The organism is Paraburkholderia denitrificans (genome assembly GCF_042655705.1).
Classification (GTDB): domain Bacteria; phylum Pseudomonadota; class Gammaproteobacteria; order Burkholderiales; family Burkholderiaceae; genus Paraburkholderia; species Paraburkholderia denitrificans.
Window position 1 is genome coordinate 81,814 of the sequence record NZ_JBHSMP010000019.1, and the last position, 16,522, is coordinate 98,335.

The 16,522-nt window shown below is 64.2% G+C and carries 13 protein-coding genes; 7 read left to right on the forward strand and 6 right to left on the reverse strand.

Translation table 11 applies throughout. From position 1 onward, the window contains the following. Positions 1 to 3 precede the first annotated feature (3 nt). Both rng and mnmH read left to right on the forward strand, forming a co-directional pair. Positions 4 to 1,473 (forward strand): ribonuclease G, encoded by a 1,470-nt coding sequence (gene rng / locus ACFPTO_RS16475; RefSeq protein ID WP_377712785.1) that lies wholly within the window; start codon positions 4 to 6, stop codon positions 1,471 to 1,473. 23 nt (positions 1,474 to 1,496) lie between these two features. Next, positions 1,497 to 2,603 carry a tRNA 2-selenouridine(34) synthase MnmH gene (mnmH, locus tag ACFPTO_RS16480; protein WP_377712787.1) on the forward strand — a complete coding sequence of 369 codons (1,107 nt, stop codon included), beginning with the start codon at positions 1,497 to 1,499 and terminating at the stop codon, positions 2,601 to 2,603. A 55-nt stretch (positions 2,604 to 2,658) separates the two neighbouring features. On the opposite strand, the gene ACFPTO_RS16485 is transcribed toward mnmH, so the two are convergent. The 4 genes from ACFPTO_RS16485 to ACFPTO_RS16500 form a co-directional block, all read right to left on the reverse strand. Further along, on the reverse strand, positions 2,659 to 2,967 hold the full coding sequence (locus ACFPTO_RS16485) for a DUF4148 domain-containing protein (protein WP_377712789.1): 309 nt from the start codon (positions 2,965 to 2,967) through the stop codon (positions 2,659 to 2,661). Positions 2,968 to 3,205: 238 nt separating this feature from the next. Then, a complete protein-coding gene (locus ACFPTO_RS16490; RefSeq protein ID WP_377712791.1) occupies positions 3,206 to 4,132 on the reverse strand; it encodes a glycosyltransferase family 2 protein in 927 nt (308 codons plus the stop codon). Between the two features lie 14 nt (positions 4,133 to 4,146). Further along, positions 4,147 to 5,316, reverse strand: a complete 1,170-nt coding sequence (locus tag ACFPTO_RS16495; RefSeq protein ID WP_377712793.1) for an O-antigen ligase family protein — start codon at positions 5,314 to 5,316, stop codon at positions 4,147 to 4,149. Positions 5,317 to 5,692: 376 nt separating this feature from the next. Beyond that, positions 5,693 to 6,163: a hypothetical protein gene (locus ACFPTO_RS16500; RefSeq protein ID WP_377712795.1), complete on the reverse strand. Its 471-nt coding sequence runs from the start codon at positions 6,161 to 6,163 to the stop codon at positions 5,693 to 5,695. Between the two features lie 356 nt (positions 6,164 to 6,519). Between ACFPTO_RS16500 and ACFPTO_RS16505 the strand changes: the two genes are divergently transcribed. Continuing rightward, positions 6,520 to 6,819, forward strand: coding sequence for a glycosyltransferase family 9 protein (locus ACFPTO_RS16505; RefSeq protein ID WP_377712797.1), 300 nt, complete (start codon positions 6,520 to 6,522; stop codon positions 6,817 to 6,819). 166 nt (positions 6,820 to 6,985) lie between these two features. Here ACFPTO_RS16505 and msbA read toward each other — a convergent pair whose 3' ends face one another. Further along, on the reverse strand, positions 6,986 to 8,770 hold the full coding sequence (gene msbA, locus ACFPTO_RS16510) for a lipid A export permease/ATP-binding protein MsbA (RefSeq protein ID WP_377712799.1): 1,785 nt from the start codon (positions 8,768 to 8,770) through the stop codon (positions 6,986 to 6,988). Positions 8,771 to 9,117: 347 nt separating this feature from the next. On the opposite strand from msbA, the gene ACFPTO_RS16515 reads away from it, so the two are divergent. After that, complete coding sequence (locus tag ACFPTO_RS16515; protein ID WP_377712801.1) at positions 9,118 to 9,930, forward strand: glycosyltransferase family 2 protein; 813 nt, start codon at positions 9,118 to 9,120, stop codon at positions 9,928 to 9,930. After that, entirely contained in the window at positions 9,927 to 10,760 is an 834-nt protein-coding gene (locus ACFPTO_RS16520) for a glycosyltransferase family 2 protein (protein WP_377712803.1), read from the forward strand. The genes ACFPTO_RS16515 and ACFPTO_RS16520 overlap by 4 nt, the downstream gene beginning before the upstream one ends. Before the next feature lie 70 nt (positions 10,761 to 10,830). On the opposite strand, the gene dnaE is transcribed toward ACFPTO_RS16520, so the two are convergent. Continuing rightward, the gene (dnaE, locus tag ACFPTO_RS16525; RefSeq protein ID WP_377712805.1) at positions 10,831 to 14,403 is read right to left on the reverse strand and encodes a DNA polymerase III subunit alpha; all 3,573 of its coding nucleotides are present in this window, start codon (positions 14,401 to 14,403) and stop codon (positions 10,831 to 10,833) included. Between the two features lie 217 nt (positions 14,404 to 14,620). Here dnaE and ACFPTO_RS16530 point away from each other — a divergent pair, with 217 nt between their 5' ends. Further along, positions 14,621 to 15,532 carry a sulfurtransferase gene (locus tag ACFPTO_RS16530; protein WP_377712807.1) on the forward strand — a complete coding sequence of 304 codons (912 nt, stop codon included), beginning with the start codon at positions 14,621 to 14,623 and terminating at the stop codon, positions 15,530 to 15,532. 28 nt (positions 15,533 to 15,560) lie between these two features. Continuing rightward, entirely contained in the window at positions 15,561 to 16,496 is a 936-nt protein-coding gene (gluQRS, locus tag ACFPTO_RS16535) for a tRNA glutamyl-Q(34) synthetase GluQRS (RefSeq protein ID WP_377712924.1), read from the forward strand. Positions 16,497 to 16,522: the final 26 nt, after the last annotated feature.

Here is a 16,522-nt window from a genome sequence, read left to right on the forward strand (position 1 = left end):
ACCATGAACGAAGAAATCCTGATTAATGTCACGCCTCAGGAGACGCGCGTCGCGCTCGTCCAGCAGGGCGCAGTGCAGGAGCTTCATGTCGAGCGCACGCTCTCGCGCGGGCGCGTCGGCAATGTCTATCTCGGCCGCGTCGTGCGCGTGCTGCCGGGCATGCAGTCGGCATTCATCGACATCGGCCTCGAACGCGCCGCATTCCTCCACGTTGCCGACATCTGGCAGCCGCGCATCGCCGGTGAAACGCATCAGAGCGCGCCGCATCAGCCCATCGAGAAAACCGTCTTCGAGGGCCAGACGCTCATGGTGCAGGTCGTGAAGGATCCGATCGGCACGAAGGGCGCGCGGCTCTCGACGCAGGTCAGCATCGCGGGGCGCACGCTCGTCTATCTGCCGCAGGAGCCGCATATCGGCATTTCGCAGAAGATCGAAAGCGAAGCCGAGCGCGAAGCGGTGCGCGCGCGCCTCACGGCCGTGCTGCCCGCCGACGAGAAAGGCGGCTACATCGTGCGCACGATTGCCGAAGACGCATCGAGCGAAGAACTCGCCGCCGACGTCGCGTATCTGCGCAAGACCTGGACGACGATTCTCGCGCAGGCGCAGCGCCTGCCCGCCACGAGCCTGCTCTATCAGGACCTGAATCTCGCGCAGCGCGTGCTGCGCGACTTCGTGAACGAAGAGACGACGCGCGTGCAGGTCGATTCGCGCGAGACCTTCCAGAAGCTCATGGAATTCGCGGTGGAATTCACGCCGGCCGTGTCGCCGAAGCTGCATCACTACGCGGGCGAGCGCCCGCTCTTCGACCTCTACAACATCGAGGCCGAAATCCAGCGCGCGCTGTCGCGGCGCGTCGATCTCAAGTCGGGCGGCTATCTCGTGATCGACCAGACCGAGGCGATGACGACGATCGACGTGAACACCGGCGGCTACGTGGGCGCGCGCAATTTCGACGACACGATCTTCAAGACCAACCTCGAAGCGGCGCACACGATCGCGCGCCAGTTGCGCCTGCGCAATCTCGGCGGCGTGATCATCATCGACTTCATCGACATGGAGAACGTCGAGCATCGCGAACAGGTGCTCGGCGAACTGAAGAAGGCGCTCTCGCGCGACCGCACGCGCGTGACCGTGAACGGCTTCTCGCAACTGGGGCTCGTCGAGATGACGAGAAAGCGCACGCGCGAATCGCTCGCGCACGTGCTGTGCGAGCCGTGCCCCACGTGCCTCGGCAAGGGTCAGGTGAAAACGGCGCGCACGGTCTGCTACGACGTGCTGCGCGAAATCCTGCGCGAATCGCGCCAGTTCAATCCGCGCGAATTCCGCGTAGTGGCGTCGCAGCAAGTGATCGACCTCTTTCTCGAAGAAGAGTCGCAGCATCTCGCGATGCTGATCGACTTCATCGGCAAGCCGGTGTCGCTTCAGGTCGAGTCGAACCTGAGCCAGGAACAGTACGATATCGTGCTGATGTAACGCAGTATCACGGAGCAGAGCAGTTGAACCAGCAGCGCGTCACCATCGGACAGATCGGCGAATTCGACGAAATCGTCGACGTCAGAACGCCGCTCGAATACGCGGAAGACCACATTCCCGGCGCGATCAACGCGCCGGTGATGAGCAATGAAGAACGCGTGATCGTCGGCACACTGTACAAGCAATCGCCGTTTGAAGCCGCACGCGTTGGCGCGGCAATCGCCGCGCGCAACATCGCCGCGCATCTCGACACGCTCTTCGCCGAACGGCCGCGCACCTGGCGCCCGCTGATCTACTGCTGGCGCGGCGGCAAGCGCTCCGGGTCGATGACGACGATGTTCAACATGATCGGCTGGCGCGCACGCCAGCTCGAAGGCGGCTACAAGGCGTACCGGCAGTCCGTGGTCGAGGCGCTCGGCGCCCTGCCCGCGAACTACCGCTATATCGTGCTGGCAGGCCCCACGGGCAGCGGCAAGACGCGCCTGTTGCAGGCGCTCGCGGAAGCCGGCGCGCAGACGCTCGATCTCGAAGCACTCGCGGCGCATCGCGGCTCGCTGCTGGGCGCGCTGCCCGAACGCGGGCAGCCGTCGCAGAAGTCGTTCGATACGGCGCTGATTCAGGCGCTGCACGCGCTCGATACGGAGCGGCCCGTATTCGTCGAAGCGGAAAGCCGGCGCATCGGCACCATCACGGTGCCGGTCGCGCTCATCGACACGATGCGCGCGGCGCCGTGCGTCGTGGTGGATGTCGCGCGCGACGAGCGCGTCGCGCTGCTGCTGGAGGAATACGGCCACTTGCTCGCCGACCGCGACTACTTCCGGGAGCAACTGCTGAAGCTCGTGCCGCTGCATGGACACGAGCGCATCGAGACGTGGTGCCGTCTGCTCGACTCCGACGATCGCATGACGCTGACCGAGGCGCTCGTCGCCGAGCACTACGATCCGGCCTATACGCGCAGCACCCGGCGCAACTTCGCGAAACTGGAAGCGGCGCCGCGTTTTGTGTTCCATCCTGTGCGCGGCGACACTGTCGCCCAGGCGCGAACGCTGCTCGATCAGTTGCGCGAAACCCGCGCTGGGAGTACCGATAACGCCGATAACACTAACAGCGACGCCAGCGCACTTCGCTGAGCGGCGCGGCGGCTCACAGTCCGCCTCGTTGCGCGCTCAACGGAAAGCGGCGTGCTCAGCGGGTGTACATCGCGTTCCAGTCCTGCGCCGACACCTTCGGCTGGCCACCGGCTTGCGACGAGCCATCGGCCACGCCGCCAACCCCGGTCCTGGCGTTCAGCGCGGCCACGCGTGCTTCAGCGGCCTGGATCGCCTCCGGATAGTTGGTGTTGTCGCCTTCGCCGACGTGATAGCCCACCTGCTCGAGTTGCACGAGTTCCGCGCGAACCTGCTCACGCGTGATGGTCGAGTGCGACTGGGCGAACGAAGCGACGGGAACGACGAGTGCGGCGGCAACGGCAACGGCTTGAATCAGGGACTTCACGGTACATCCTCCATTTGCTGATCCGGCCTGCATGCGACGGTGTGTGCATGTGACCGGTGAACACAGTCTAGGAGAGATCGAGAGTCAGGGTTAACCCCTGTTCCTCTAAAATACCGTTCCAGGTATTGAAAGAATCCGTGGGCCTCGCTTCTGCATAAGGCTAAAGCGCAGTCAGTTCGATTTGTCGTACGATTTGTGCGCGTTTGCCGCAAGGCTGTCGCGTCGCCAACGTTCGATGTTATTGGCGAGACGTGTCGCGGTCCGTCAAGGCAGCGGTATGTTGCAGTTGCGCCGGCAGGTTCGGCTCCCAGGCTTCGAGGTCCTCGGTCGGATAGAGCCCGAACGCATAGAGAACCCGCTTCAGGCGGCTCATGAAACCGGGACGCGGCACGTTCGGTAGCGTTCCGGCTGCGGGGTTACCGGTCTGGCCAAGATAGTTGTGTCTGAAATCGCGCTGCGAAATCCCCCACTTCATCAGGAACTCGCGGCTGCCGCGATTGCGACGAATACGGCCAGTCGTGCGGCAACCGAAGTGATAGATGCGGCTCGCGCCAACCGAGCGAAATACCCGGCAGCCGACAAGCCACAGCTTTATCAGGAAGTCGTCGTCGCTGCTCATGCCCGGCCCGAATTCGATGCTGTAGCCGCCGACCCGCAGCCAGAGCTCACGACTCACGAGCGTCGGCTGCAATGCGACGCCATCCCGGTCAACCGTGTCCATGTTCGCCGCAAAGTCCAGCAATCGCGCCTCATTGAAATCGGCCGGGCCGGTGCCGAAGTGCGCGACCGTCACGAGCGCGTTGCCGGTATCGGTCGGCTCGATCATCGTGGATGCCAGATAGGCCGGCGTATTCCCGAGCCCACGCAGCGCGTCGACAAACGCGGTGTCCCACCCCGGCGTGCAGTACATGTCGTCGTTCATATACAGAAGCCACTCGTGGGATGCAAGGCGTGCGATGTCGTTGACCGCGATACATACGCCAACGTTGCCCTTGCTCCAGGTGTGTCGAATGCCCTGCTCGCGGACCCATTCGAGCGTGCCGTCACTGCCGTCGTTGACGTGCACGAGAATTTCATGCTCATGCGCGGAGTGGCGCCGGATGCTGTCGATGCACAGTTTCAGATACGGCAGATTATTCCAGGTCGGAATCAGGATGCTGAACATGTCGATTCGAATGATTAAGCGGTTGACACGGCGTCGGCGCGATCGGTGATCGCCAGCAGCACGGCGACCATGGTCGCATAGAAAGCCACCGTGCCTTTCAGGTCGAAAGTCTCCACCGTCAAGCCAAAAATAAAGAACATCAGAACGAACGAAAGTCCCATGAGCGCCGTACGACGCACCGTGCCCGACGCGGCCCCCAAACGGCGCGCGAAAAAGAGTGCGGGTACGACGTAGATGCCAAGCAACGCAATGCCGCCCACGATGCCGAAATTGACCGTATAGGCCAGCAATTGGTTGTGCGTCTCACCGATGCCGAATTGCGCCGCAAGCGGCGTGAGCGCACCTTGCCGGGCAAGCTCGGGCATCGCATTGCGAAAGCCTTCGCCGCCGAGGCCCAGCACCGGGTGCTGGCGAATCAGCGTAAATGCCACGTCGTAGAGCTGCAGCCGGATTCCAACCGCCGTATCGCGTTCCCCGCGCGTGTACTGCGCCAAATCGGACGACACCATGTCGACACGCTCGCGCACCGAACCGGACAGGCCGTAGACGAGCGCAAGCAGCGCCGCAACGGCAACGGGCGCCAGCACGTTCCAGCGCAAGGACTTGCCGCGGCCGCGCTCCCACAGAATCAGCACGGCCATGGGCGGAATCGCGGCCCATCCGCCGCGCGAACCCGTAAGCAACGAAACCGCGAGGCCTGCAAAAATACCTGCGATCTTGAGTACGCGCAAAAGCACCGGGTCCTTGCGCCACCAGTTCAGCGAAAGCGCCGACAGCACGGCAAACGCAAGCGCGATGTCCCCGAAATGAATCGGATTGAGAAACTTGCTGCTAACCCGGCCATCACCCCAGTCGCGCGACATGAACAGGATGATCACCAGGGTCGACAGCGCGCCAAGCGTAAAGGAAAGATCCGCCCGCGCGAAGACCCGCTGCGGCGCGCGTCGCAGGGCGAGAAAAAGCGGAACGGCGAGAAGAAACCGCGACGGAGAATCCCAGTCCCGGAGGGACACGTGGCCGTGCAGGAGCGTGCTCAGCACCACGGCGACAAGCGGCCCGGCCAGCGCGACACAGACGGCCAGCCCAAGATACCTGGGGCGCGCGTAACGCGCGTCACCATAGGGTGCGCCGGAACGCCGCCAGCACAACACGGCAAGCGAAAGAGCCGACGCGATGATCGACATGGCGCTCGCGCCGCCATTCAGAAACATTGCTACAGACGGAAATGTCAGCAGAAAAAGCGCAATCAACCAGTCACCGTGCACCGTCTGTTGTTTGTCAGTTTTAACGGATGTCGGCATTATGATTTTCTATTATCGGTAAAGATACTTGACCCCAGCGCAATTTTTACGCGTCTCAAGCCGGATGAGAAGCCTGACATTGTACTCACACATGAGTTGCTCAAACGAATTGTAAGTCTTGCAGGAGCGGCGCGAGCCGCACCGTCAGCTGATACCGCCCCAGTCCCCGGGCAAGGGCCGCCGCCATGTTAGACCTGGCGCCCACCCGTGGACAAGAATTAGGACAAGGCCCGTGTTTCAGCAGCCCCGCCCGAGCACTTCATGGTTTGCGCTTGCCGACTGGCTGGACAACGCGGTCGCCAGGTCCGTCAACATTCCGTATGCGGGTGTACCGCACGAACCAGACGTATTTCTCAACGGCAACAGTCGCATCAAGATTGCGAAGAAGTACCTGCACAAGAGCATGCTGCTGGGCGCGCGCCGGCAGCTTCGACGCGAACGGCCGCATCTCGACGGCTCGCAGCGTGTGCTGTGGCTTTACGCCAAGCGGAACTTCGGCGATGCGACGATGGACATGGCGGGCCGCGCGCTGCTCAAAAACACGGGTGTTTGCCTCGACCTCCTCACATTGCCGTCGCAGGTTCCGCTTTTCGGAGAAGACGACATATTCGGCACGGTATACGGCGACCCGCTCGACGTCGACGCGAACCTGTACGACGCGATACTGCTGTCCGAATACAACCTGCAGTCGATCCGCCTGAAGGCACGCTACTTTCCCATACTGCCCCATGCGTGCCTGTACCAGTACTTCAATGGACCCGATCGCAATCAGACCTGCTTTAGCTATGCGAGCGTGAACGACGTCTTCTCGCTTGGCTACAACGCCCGCGAGCTGGCTTCGATCAGCAAGCCCTATCTGTCCAGCTGCGACGCGACGCGCGACTCGGTGCGCCCTCTGCTTCCTGCGCAACCGTTCATCGCACTCGCCGCAGGCGGCGCGGACCCCAACCGGACGTACCACCGCTGGCCGGAATTCGTCGAAATGATGAGCCGCTGCGACGACGCTCGCATACCTAAGGAAATTGTCGTGCTCGGCTCGGATAACGGCACGGAAATCGCGCAGGATCTGCGCGCGCGCCGGGCAACGTGGCGATCCGCTCGCTCACCGGCAAGCTGGCGTTCCTGCAGGCACGGGAGATCGTCGCGCACGCCGCGCTGTTTGTCGGCGCCGATGGCGGACTCATGCACGTCGCCCATAGCACGTCCACGCCAAGCGTTTCGCTGTTCTCGCACCGCGAACCGCCCTATCTGCGATTGACCGAGGCATGCCATTCCATCGGCCTGCAATGCGGCGGCAACGTCGACACCATCGAGCCCGCGCAGATCATGGACGCCGTACGCCAGCAACTGACCGCGCATCGGCTTTCGCCTTCCTGCGCCGACTAACGGATCAAAACCCGGCTCAAACCCAGGCTCAAACCCAGGCTCAAACCCGGGCTCACGGCCGCGCATCCTCGCACGCGCCGGATAGCGCCATCGGCGCTCGCCGGATCACCGCTGCGGCGTGCGCAACCTCGCGCGCCGCAGCGTCACACTCGCCGCCACGGTCACATCAAGCAGCGCTTTGCTGATACTGGATCCGGTGCAGGTGCGCGTACAGCCCGCCATTCTCGAGCAACTGCTGGTGTGAGCCGGATTCGACAATGTGGCCGCTATCCATCACGAGGATGCGATCCGCGCGCTCGATCGTCGACAGACGGTGTGCGATCACGAGCGTCGTGCGCCCCTGCATCAGCGTTTCAAGCGCCGCCTGCACATGGCGCTCCGATTCCGAATCGAGCGCCGACGTCGCTTCGTCGAGGATCAGGATCGGTGCGTCCTTGTAAATGGCACGCGCGATGGCGAGGCGCTGGCGCTGCCCGCCCGAGAATTTCATTCCGTTGTCGCCGATCAACGTGTCCATGCCGTCAGGAAGCGACGAGACCGTCTCCCACAGGTTCGCGGCACGCAGTGCGCGCTGCACGCGCTCGCGATCCGCCGTTTCACCATAGGCGACGTTGTTTGCGACCGTATCGTTGAACAGCACCACGTCCTGGCTCACCATCGCGAACTGTCGGCGCAACGCATGCACGTCGTAGTCGGTAATCGGCACACCGTCGACGAGCACCTCACCGCCGGTCGGGTCGAAAAAGCGCGGCAAAAGATTCACGAGCGTCGTTTTGCCACTACCCGACGGACCTGCGAGCGCCACCATCTCGCCAGGCTTCACCCGGAACGACACATGGTCAAGCGTCGCGCGATGGCTCGCACCATAGGCGAACGAAACATCGCGGAACTCCACCTCGCCGCGCGCGCGCTCGAGCGACTTGCCGCCGCCAGCGGGCTCCGGTGGTTCGTCGATCAGCCCGAAAATCAGCTCGGCCGCGGTCATCCCGCGCTGCAGCGGCTGGTTCACGTCGATCAGGTGCTTGAGCGGCGAGATCACGAGTAGCATCGCCGTGACGAACGCGACAAACCCGCCGACCGTCGTCTGGTCATTCGACGCCTGCACGACCGCAATGGTGATGACGATCGCCAGCGCGATCGACGCAAGGAACTGCGTGAGTGGCTGCGCGAGCCCGCCCGAGACCGTCATGCGCATCTGGTAGCCGCGCAACCGGCGGCTCATCTCGCCGAAGCGATCCTCTTCGTACTGCTCGCCATTGTGAACCTTGATGACCTTGTGGCCGCCGACGGTCTCCTCGACGATATAAGACAGCTCGTTCGTCAGCGACTGATGCTCGCGGTTCAGACGCCGCAGACGCCGGTTGATCTTGCTGACGAGCCAGCCGATGCCCGGCAGCAGCACCGCGACGATCAGCGTGAGCCGCCAGTTCAGGTAAAACAGGTAACCGAGCAGGAACACCACCGTCAGCGAATCGCGCACGAGCGTGACCAGCACGCCGAGCAGCACGCCCAGAATCTGGTTGACTTCGAAGACGATCGCGTTGATCACCGTACTCGCGGTTTCGCGCTGGAAGAACCCGACACTTGCGTGAATCATCCGCTCGAACATCTTGAGCCGCAGTGCGAGCAGCACGCGGTTCGACACGTATTGCAGCAGATAGCCGGATGCATATTGCGCAACGCCGCGTACGAGCGACAGCCCGATGACCGCGACCGGCACCAGCCACTTCGCCTTCGGATCGCCCCGCGTGCCGAAGCCGTGATCTAGCAACGGCTTGAGCAGCGCGGGAATGCCAGCCTCGGTGGCGGCCACCACGGCCATCGACACCACGCCGGCGATGAGCACCCAGACAAGGGGCTTCAGATACGGCCACAGCCGGCGCCCGATCTGCACCGGCGACGACTTCGTGCCGGAACCGACCGGCTTGCTCAGGGTTGATTTCCCGCCCAAAATGCCCTCGAAAAAATGCGGATGAAGCGTTCCGCCCGCAGGCGGACAAACAAGTACGCCATTGTAAACGCTCGGCCAATGCGGCGATGAACTGGTTCTCCCGGGCGATGTTCGCGCGCCTTGCGGACAGTCAGCGTGAGCGCCGTCACCCGCCACCCGCGCACGGTGTACTGGCGCAAATTTTGTATATACTCCTCGTTTTCGCGTCGGCACGAACGTGCGCCGATGAACCATTTACAACGCCAGAACCGGCTCCGATCGGTTTTCAGCGCGATATCCAGCGGTCGGTATCCGGCGGAATCCCGCGGTATTCGGCCCCTTTTTCGAGCCTTCGCAAGCCAGCGCCGATGAGTGACATCGCCAAATCCGATGCGATCAGTGTCATCGTCATCGTCAAGAACGAAGCACTCGATATTCGGGAGTGTCTTGCATCGGTCCATGGCTGGGTCGACGAAATCGTCGTACTCGACTCGGGCAGCACGGACGGCACCCAGGCAATCTGCCGCGAGTTCGGCGCAACGGTCGTCGAAACGGACTGGCCCGGCTTCGGGCCGCAGAAACAGCGCGCGCTCGAAACGGCGCGCGGGCCCTGGATTCTCTCGCTCGATGCCGACGAACGCGTTTCCCCAGCGCTGCGCGATGAAATTCTGGCGAGCGTAAAAGCGAACGCCGCCGACCTGTTCCAGCTGCCCCGCCGCTCGAACTACTGCGGGCAGTGGATACACCACTCCGGCTGGTCGCCCGATTATGTGACGCGGCTCTTTCGCCGCGACGCCGCCCGCTTCTCGAACGATCTCGTTCATGAACGCGTGCTCTACTCGCCCAATTCGAACATCGCCACGCTTTGCGAACCGTTGCTTCACTACAGCTTTCGCGACTTCTCCGACGTGCTTGGCAAGATCGACAGCTATTCGAGCTACGGCGCAACGCAGGGCGCGGTGCGCGGCAAGCGCGGCGGCCTCGGCAAAGCACTGATGCACGGGTTCTGGACCTTCGTGCGCACCTGGATCATCCGACGCGGGTTCCTTGACGGCAAGATGGGCCTCGTGCTCGCGATTTCCAACGCCGAAGGCACCTACTACCGTTACCTGAAGCTGATGCTGCTCGATACGAAACAGCCTGCGGCCACCTCCCCCGATGACCGCGCGAGCAGCCAATGAACGGGCCGCGCGACATGCTGATTTCCGTGGTCGTCAGCACTTATAACCGGCCCGACGCACTTGAGCGCGTACTGTCCGCCTGCGCCGCGCAGACCGACACGAACTACGAAATCATCGTCGCCGACGACGGTTCAACCGGCTCGACGCGCGAGACCGTTGGACGCTGCGCGCAGGCCAGCACGGTACGCATCGACCACGTCTGGCAGGAAGACGACGGGTTCCGCGCCGCCGAGATTCGTAACAAAGGGATTGCGAAGTCCCGTGGCGACTACGTGATCTTTCTGGATGGCGATTGCGTTCCACAGCACGACTTCGTACAGCGACACCGGCAACTCGCCACCGAGCACGTCGTCGTCACAGGCAGCCGGATTCTGCTCGACGAAACGCTGACGCAACAGGTCATCGACCGGAAGCTCTCGTTGCCGGACGAAGGCCCCGGCTTCTGGGCACGGCAGCGCATGGGCGGCCATGTCAACAAGATCGCGCCGCTCTTCATCAAACTGCCGGACCACAAATGGCGCGACATCGACCATTTCAAATGGCGCGGCATCAAGAGTTGCAACATGAGCGCGTGGCGCTGCGATCTGGAGCGCGTGAACGGATTCGACGCCAGCTTCGTCGGCTGGGGGCATGAGGATGCCGATCTTGTGATCCGGCTCGCCAATTGCAACGTGCACCGCAAGCTCGGCGCATACGCCACAGAGATATTCCACCTGTGGCACCGGGAGCAGCCGCGCACGCAGGAAAACTCCAACTATGAGCGCGTCAAGGCGCGCATCGCGGACGGCACGGTGCGCGCCGCGCGCGGTCTGGCAGAGCTGCCGCTATAGGCGACTCGCCGCCGTGCATGGCAAGTCGCCACGCGCTCCGACCGAAGCCCTGCTGCGGGCCCCGTCTTTCTCAGTACACGATCTCGATGGAACTACCGGCCAGTTCGCTGCGCAGCGCCGCGAGCAGGTCGTCGGTGGGTTTGACGCGCCATGCGTCGCCCAGCCGGACCTCGCCTTCCGCGCGTTCGTTGCGATAGGCGATCTGCACCGCGAGCCCGTTCGGAATCACCGCGTGGCTGCGCTCGCGATCGCGGCCATAGCCGCCGCCCTCGCGGCCGCCGCGCGCGCGTGCCGGCTCGGCGGGCGCGGGCAGCGTGTCATCGGGTTTCGCGCGATGCGCCTCCAGCACGGCGCGCAGCGCGTGCACGTCGGCGTTGCCGTTCACCTGCAGTTTCACGGCCTGCGCATAGCGGCTGCGCGCACGCTCCAGATCCATCACCGTGTCCACGGTGAAACGGATGCCGCCCGTGAAGGCGTCGTTGCGCGCGCCGCCCTGCACGACCAGCAGTTCGTCTTCCTTGAAGAGCGCCTTGTGCGCCTCGTACTGCTCGTTGAAGACCGTCACTTCGCACTGTCCGGAGCCGTCGTCGAGCAGCGCGATCAGCATCTTGCCGCGCTGGGTCATCTGCGTGCGCAGCGAGGCGATCACGCCCGCGATGAGCTTGTCGCGCCCTTCCTTCAGCTCGCCGATCTTCTGGCGCACGAAGCGGCGCACTTCGTCCTTGTAGGCGTCGAACAAATGCCCGGAGAGATAGAAGCCGAGCGCCCCCTTCTCTTCCTGAAGCTTGCGTTTTTCCGGCCAGGCCGCCTCGTCGACGAGTTCGTGCGCGGCCAGCGGCGCATCGCCCATGTCGAAGAGGCCCGCCTGCATGGCGTTGGCGCTCGCCTGGTCGGCGGCTTCCATCGCGAGCGGCACGGACGCGAGCAGTTGCGCGCGATTCGCGTGGATGGTGTCGAACGCGCCCGCGCGGATCATCGCTTCGATCGTGCGGCGGTTCACGACGCGCCGGTCGATCCGCTCGCAGAAGTCGAACAGATCCTTGAAGAGTCCGCCCTCTTCACGCGCGCGCAGAATCTCTTCGATGGCGTTCTGGCCGCTGCCCTTGATTGCGCCCAGGCCATAGCGGATCGTGCGCGAGCGCGCGCCAACGACCGCGGGATCGAAATCGGCGACCGGCTCGAAGCGGTACGCCGATGCATTGACGTCGGGCGGCAGCACCTTCATGCCGTTCGCGATGCAGTCCTCGAAGAGGATCTTCACCTTGTCGGTGTCGTCCATGGCGAGCGACATGTTGGCCGCCATGAATTCCGCCGGATGGTGCGCCTTGAGCCATGCGGTGTAGTACGCAAGCAGCGCATAGGCGGCCGCGTGCGACTTGTTGAAGCCGTAGCCCGCGAACTTCTCCATCAGGTCGAAGATCTCGTCGGACTTCTCGCGCGTGAGCCCGTTCGTCGCGGCGCCCTTGGCGAAAATCTCGCGATGGGTGGCCATCTCCTCGGCCTTTTTCTTGCCCATCGCGCGGCGCAGCAAGTCGGCGCCGCCCAGCGAGTAGCCGCCGATGATCTGCGCCATCTGCATCACCTGCTCCTGATAGACCATGATGCCGTAGGTCTCTTTCAGGACGGGTTCGACGCGCGGATCGGGATACTCCACCACTTCACGGCCGTGCTTGCGCGCGCAGAAGCTCGGGATCAGGTCCATCGGGCCCGGCCGGTACAGCGCCACGAGCGCGATGATGTCCTCGAAGCGGTCGGGCTGGGCGTCTTTTAGCATGCCCTGCATGCCGCGGCTTTCCAGCTGGAACACGGCGACCGTGTTCGCCTTCTTGAGGATCTGGAACGACGGCGCGTCGTCGAGCGGCACTTGCGCGAGCGACCAGTCTTGCTTCGACGGGTCGAGCCTACGGATATAGCGCTCGGCCCAGTCGAGGATCGTCAGCGTCGTGAGGCCCAGAAAGTCGAACTTCACGAGGCCGACGGCTTCCACGTCGTCCTTGTCGTACTGGCTCACGACGCCGCTTTCGTCGCCCTGCGTGTAGAGCGGGCAGAAGTCCGTGAGCTTGCCCGGCGCGATCAGCACGCCGCCCGCGTGCATGCCGACGTTGCGCGTGAGGCCCTCCACGAGCTGCGCGAGGTCGAGCAGCTGGTGCACTTCGTCTTCGTTGTCGTAGCGCTCCTGCAGGAGCGGCTCTTCCTTCATCGCATCGGCGATCGTGACGTGCTTGCCGGGCTTGAACGGAATGAGCTTCGCCACGCCGTCCGTGAAGTTGTAGCCGAGGTCGAGCACGCGGCCGATGTCGCGCACGGCCGCCTTCGCGGCCATGGTGCCGAACGTCGCGATCTGGGAAACGGCGTCCGCGCCGTACTTCTCCTTCACGTACTGGATCACGCGGTCGCGGCCGTGCTGGCAGAAGTCGATGTCGAAGTCGGGCATCGACACGCGTTCCGGATTCAGGAAACGCTCGAACAGCAGGTTGTAGCGCAGCGGATCGAGGTCGGTGATGCCGAGCGCGTAGGCGACGAGCGAGCCCGCGCCCGAGCCGCGGCCCGGCCCGACCGGCACGCCGTTGTTCTTCGCCCAGTTAATGAAGTCCGCGACGATCAGGAAGTAGCCGGGGAAGCCCATCTTGACGATGGTTCCGCACTCGAATTCCAGACGCTCGTAGTAACGCGCGCGCTCCTGCTCACGCTCCGCTTCGTCCGGGTACAACTGCTCGAGCCGCTTTTCGAGCCCCTCTTTCGAGAGCTGCACGAGGTAGTCGTCGAGCGAGAGACCGTCCGGCGTCGGGAAGAGCGGCAGCTTCGGCTTGCCGAGTTCGAGCGTGAGATTGCAGCGCTTCGCGATTTCGACCGTGTTCGCCACCGCCGACGGAATATCGGCGAAGAGCGCCGCCATTTCCGCTTGCGACTGGAAGCGCTGCAGCGTCGTGAAGCGCTTCTGGCGGCGCGGATTCGCGAGGATGTCGCCCTCCGAGATGCACACGCGCGCTTCGTGCGCGGTGTATTCCTCGGTCTGCATGAACTGCATGGGATGCGTGGCGACCACCGGCAGGTTCAGGTCCGCCGCCAGCGCAACCGCCTGCTGGACGTACGGTTCGCCGCCCGGCTGGCCGCAGCGTTGCAGTTCGATATAGAAGCCGTTCGGGAACAGCTTCGCCCAGCGCTGTGCGTGACGCTTCGCGCTTTCGGTGTTGCCCGCCGCGAGCGCGAGACCGATATCGCCCTGTTGCGCGCCCGAGAGCGCGAGCAGCCCCTCTCCGAGGCCCGCTTCGAGCCACGCGACATCGATTTCCGCGCGACCGCGGTGCTGGTTCGTGAGCCACGCCTTCGAAAGCAGCTCGCAGAGGTTCAGGTAACCGCGCTTGTCCTTCACGAGCAGCAAAAGACGCGAAGGCTTGTCGCGATTGTCAGGATTCATGACCCAGACGTCGCAACCGGCAATGGGTTTGATCCCTTTGCCGCGCGCTTCCTTGTAGAAACGAACGAGACCGAATGCGTTGGCGAGGTCGGTAAGCGCGAGCGCCCCCTGGCCGTCTTTCGCCGCCGCCTTGACGAGGTCGTCGAGGCGCACGATGCCGTCGGCAATCGAAAATTCGGAGTGGATGCGAAGATGAACGAAGCGGGGATCTGACATGGGCGCCATTGTAACTCCAGCCTCACGCGAATTCGGACCGCCCGGGCGACGTTGGCCGTCTGGACAAGCCCTCCCAGGCCCGCGGGCAAAGCTGGGGCGAACCTGGCCGAACCTGGACCAGGCGCCACGTCGCGAAGCCGGGTTGAGGGATAATGGCGAATTGCGCCCGCCGCCCGGTCCAACTCAGAAAGCCGGACGCCACGGGCAAGTCTCAACGGTTTTCCTCATGCGCATCCTCAATCTCTCCGCCTACCAGTTCGCGACGCTCGACAAACTCGCCGAATGGCGTCCGCTCGTGCTCGAACGCTGTCAGTCACTCGATTTACGGGGCACGATCCTGCTAGCGCCGGAGGGCATCAATCTGTTCGTCGCCGGCGACGAAACCGCCGTGCGCGCCTTCATCGACTACATCCGGCACGATCCGCTCTTCGAAGGCAAGTTCGCGACGCTGCAGTTCAAGGAAAGCTTCTCGGAAACGCGTCCGTTCAAGCGCATGCTCGTGCGCCTGAAACGCGAGATCATCACGATGAAGAAGCCCGCGATCCGCCCCGAAGAAGGCCGCGCGCCGTCTGTCTCACCGGTCGCGCTCAAGGCCTGGCTCGACCGCGGCCACGACGACGAGGGCCGCCCGGTCGTCATGCTCGACACGCGCAACGCTTTCGAAGTCGACGTGGGCACGTTCGATCAGGCGCTCGACTACCGCATCGACAGGTTCAGCGAATTCCCCGGCGTGATCGAGGCGAACCGGGCCGATCTCGAAGGCAAGACCGTCGTGTCGTTCTGCACGGGCGGCATCCGCTGCGAGAAGGCCGCGATCCACATGAAGGAAGTGGGCATCGAACACGTCTACCAGCTCGAAGGCGGCATTCTCAAGTACTTCGAGGAAGTGGGCGGCGCGCACTATCGCGGCGACTGCTTCGTGTTCGACCAGCGCACCGCGCTCGATCCGAAACTCGCGCCGTCCCCCACCGTGCAGTGCCTCTCGTGCGGCGCGGCCGTGACGCCCGCCGGGCTGGCGTCGCCGCTCTATGTCGCGGGCAAGACCTGCCCCGCCTGCCATCCGGCGCGCGAAGGCGACGCCTCGGCGCAAGCCAACGCAAACCCACAAGAGCGCCTGAGCCCGCACGAGCGTGACTGACACCCGCCGCGCAGCACCATCCGGCCCTCTGTCCTATCGCGGACGCTTCGCGCCCTCGCCGACCGGCCCGCTCCATTTTGGCTCGCTCGTCTCGGCGCTCGCGAGCTGGCTCGACGCACGCGCGCACGGCGGCACGTGGCTCGTGCGCGTCGAGGACATCGACGGCCCGCGCACCGTGCCCGGCGCCGACCTCGACATCCTCGCGACGCTCGAACGCTTCGGCTTTCACGCCGACGAACCGCCCGTCTGGCAAAGCGCGCGGATCGAGCGCTATCGCACGGCGCTCGACGCGCTGATCGCGGCGGGCCACGTGTATCCGTGCGGCTGCACGCGCAAGGAAATCGCCGATTCGCAACTGCTCACGCATCAGCGCAACACCACGCTGATCTACCCCGGCACCTGCCGCGACGGCCTGCACGGCAAGCCCGCACGCGCCTGGCGCCTGCGCGTGCCTGATGACACCCACCCGGACAAACACGCGGACACACATGCGAGCGCGCCCGCGCACTCAGCCGTGATCCGCTTCGACGATCGCTGGCAAGGTCCGCAGTCGCAGAATCTCGCGACCGAAGTGGGCGACTTCGTGCTGCTGCGCGCGGATGGGCAGTGGGCGTACCAGCTTGCGGTGGTGGTCGACGACGCCGAGCAGGGCATCACGCACGTCGTACGCGGCGCGGATCTGCTCGATTCGACGGCGCGCCAGATCTGGCTGCAACGCTGCCTTGGCGTGCCGACGCCCGCCTGGCTGCACGTCCCGGTCGTGACGAATGCGGACGGCGAAAAGCTGTCGAAGCAGACCGGCGCGCAGGCGCTCGATCCCGAGCATCCGCTCGATGCGCTGATCGCGGCGTCCCGGCATCTGGGGCTCGCGCTGCGCGACCCGGCACCTGTAACGCTCGAAGCATTCCAGGCCGACGCCATCGACGCCTGGCAGCGCCGGCTCGCGCAATTACCGGCCGCCTGAACGCAGCGATGTGAGCAGCGGCAGCG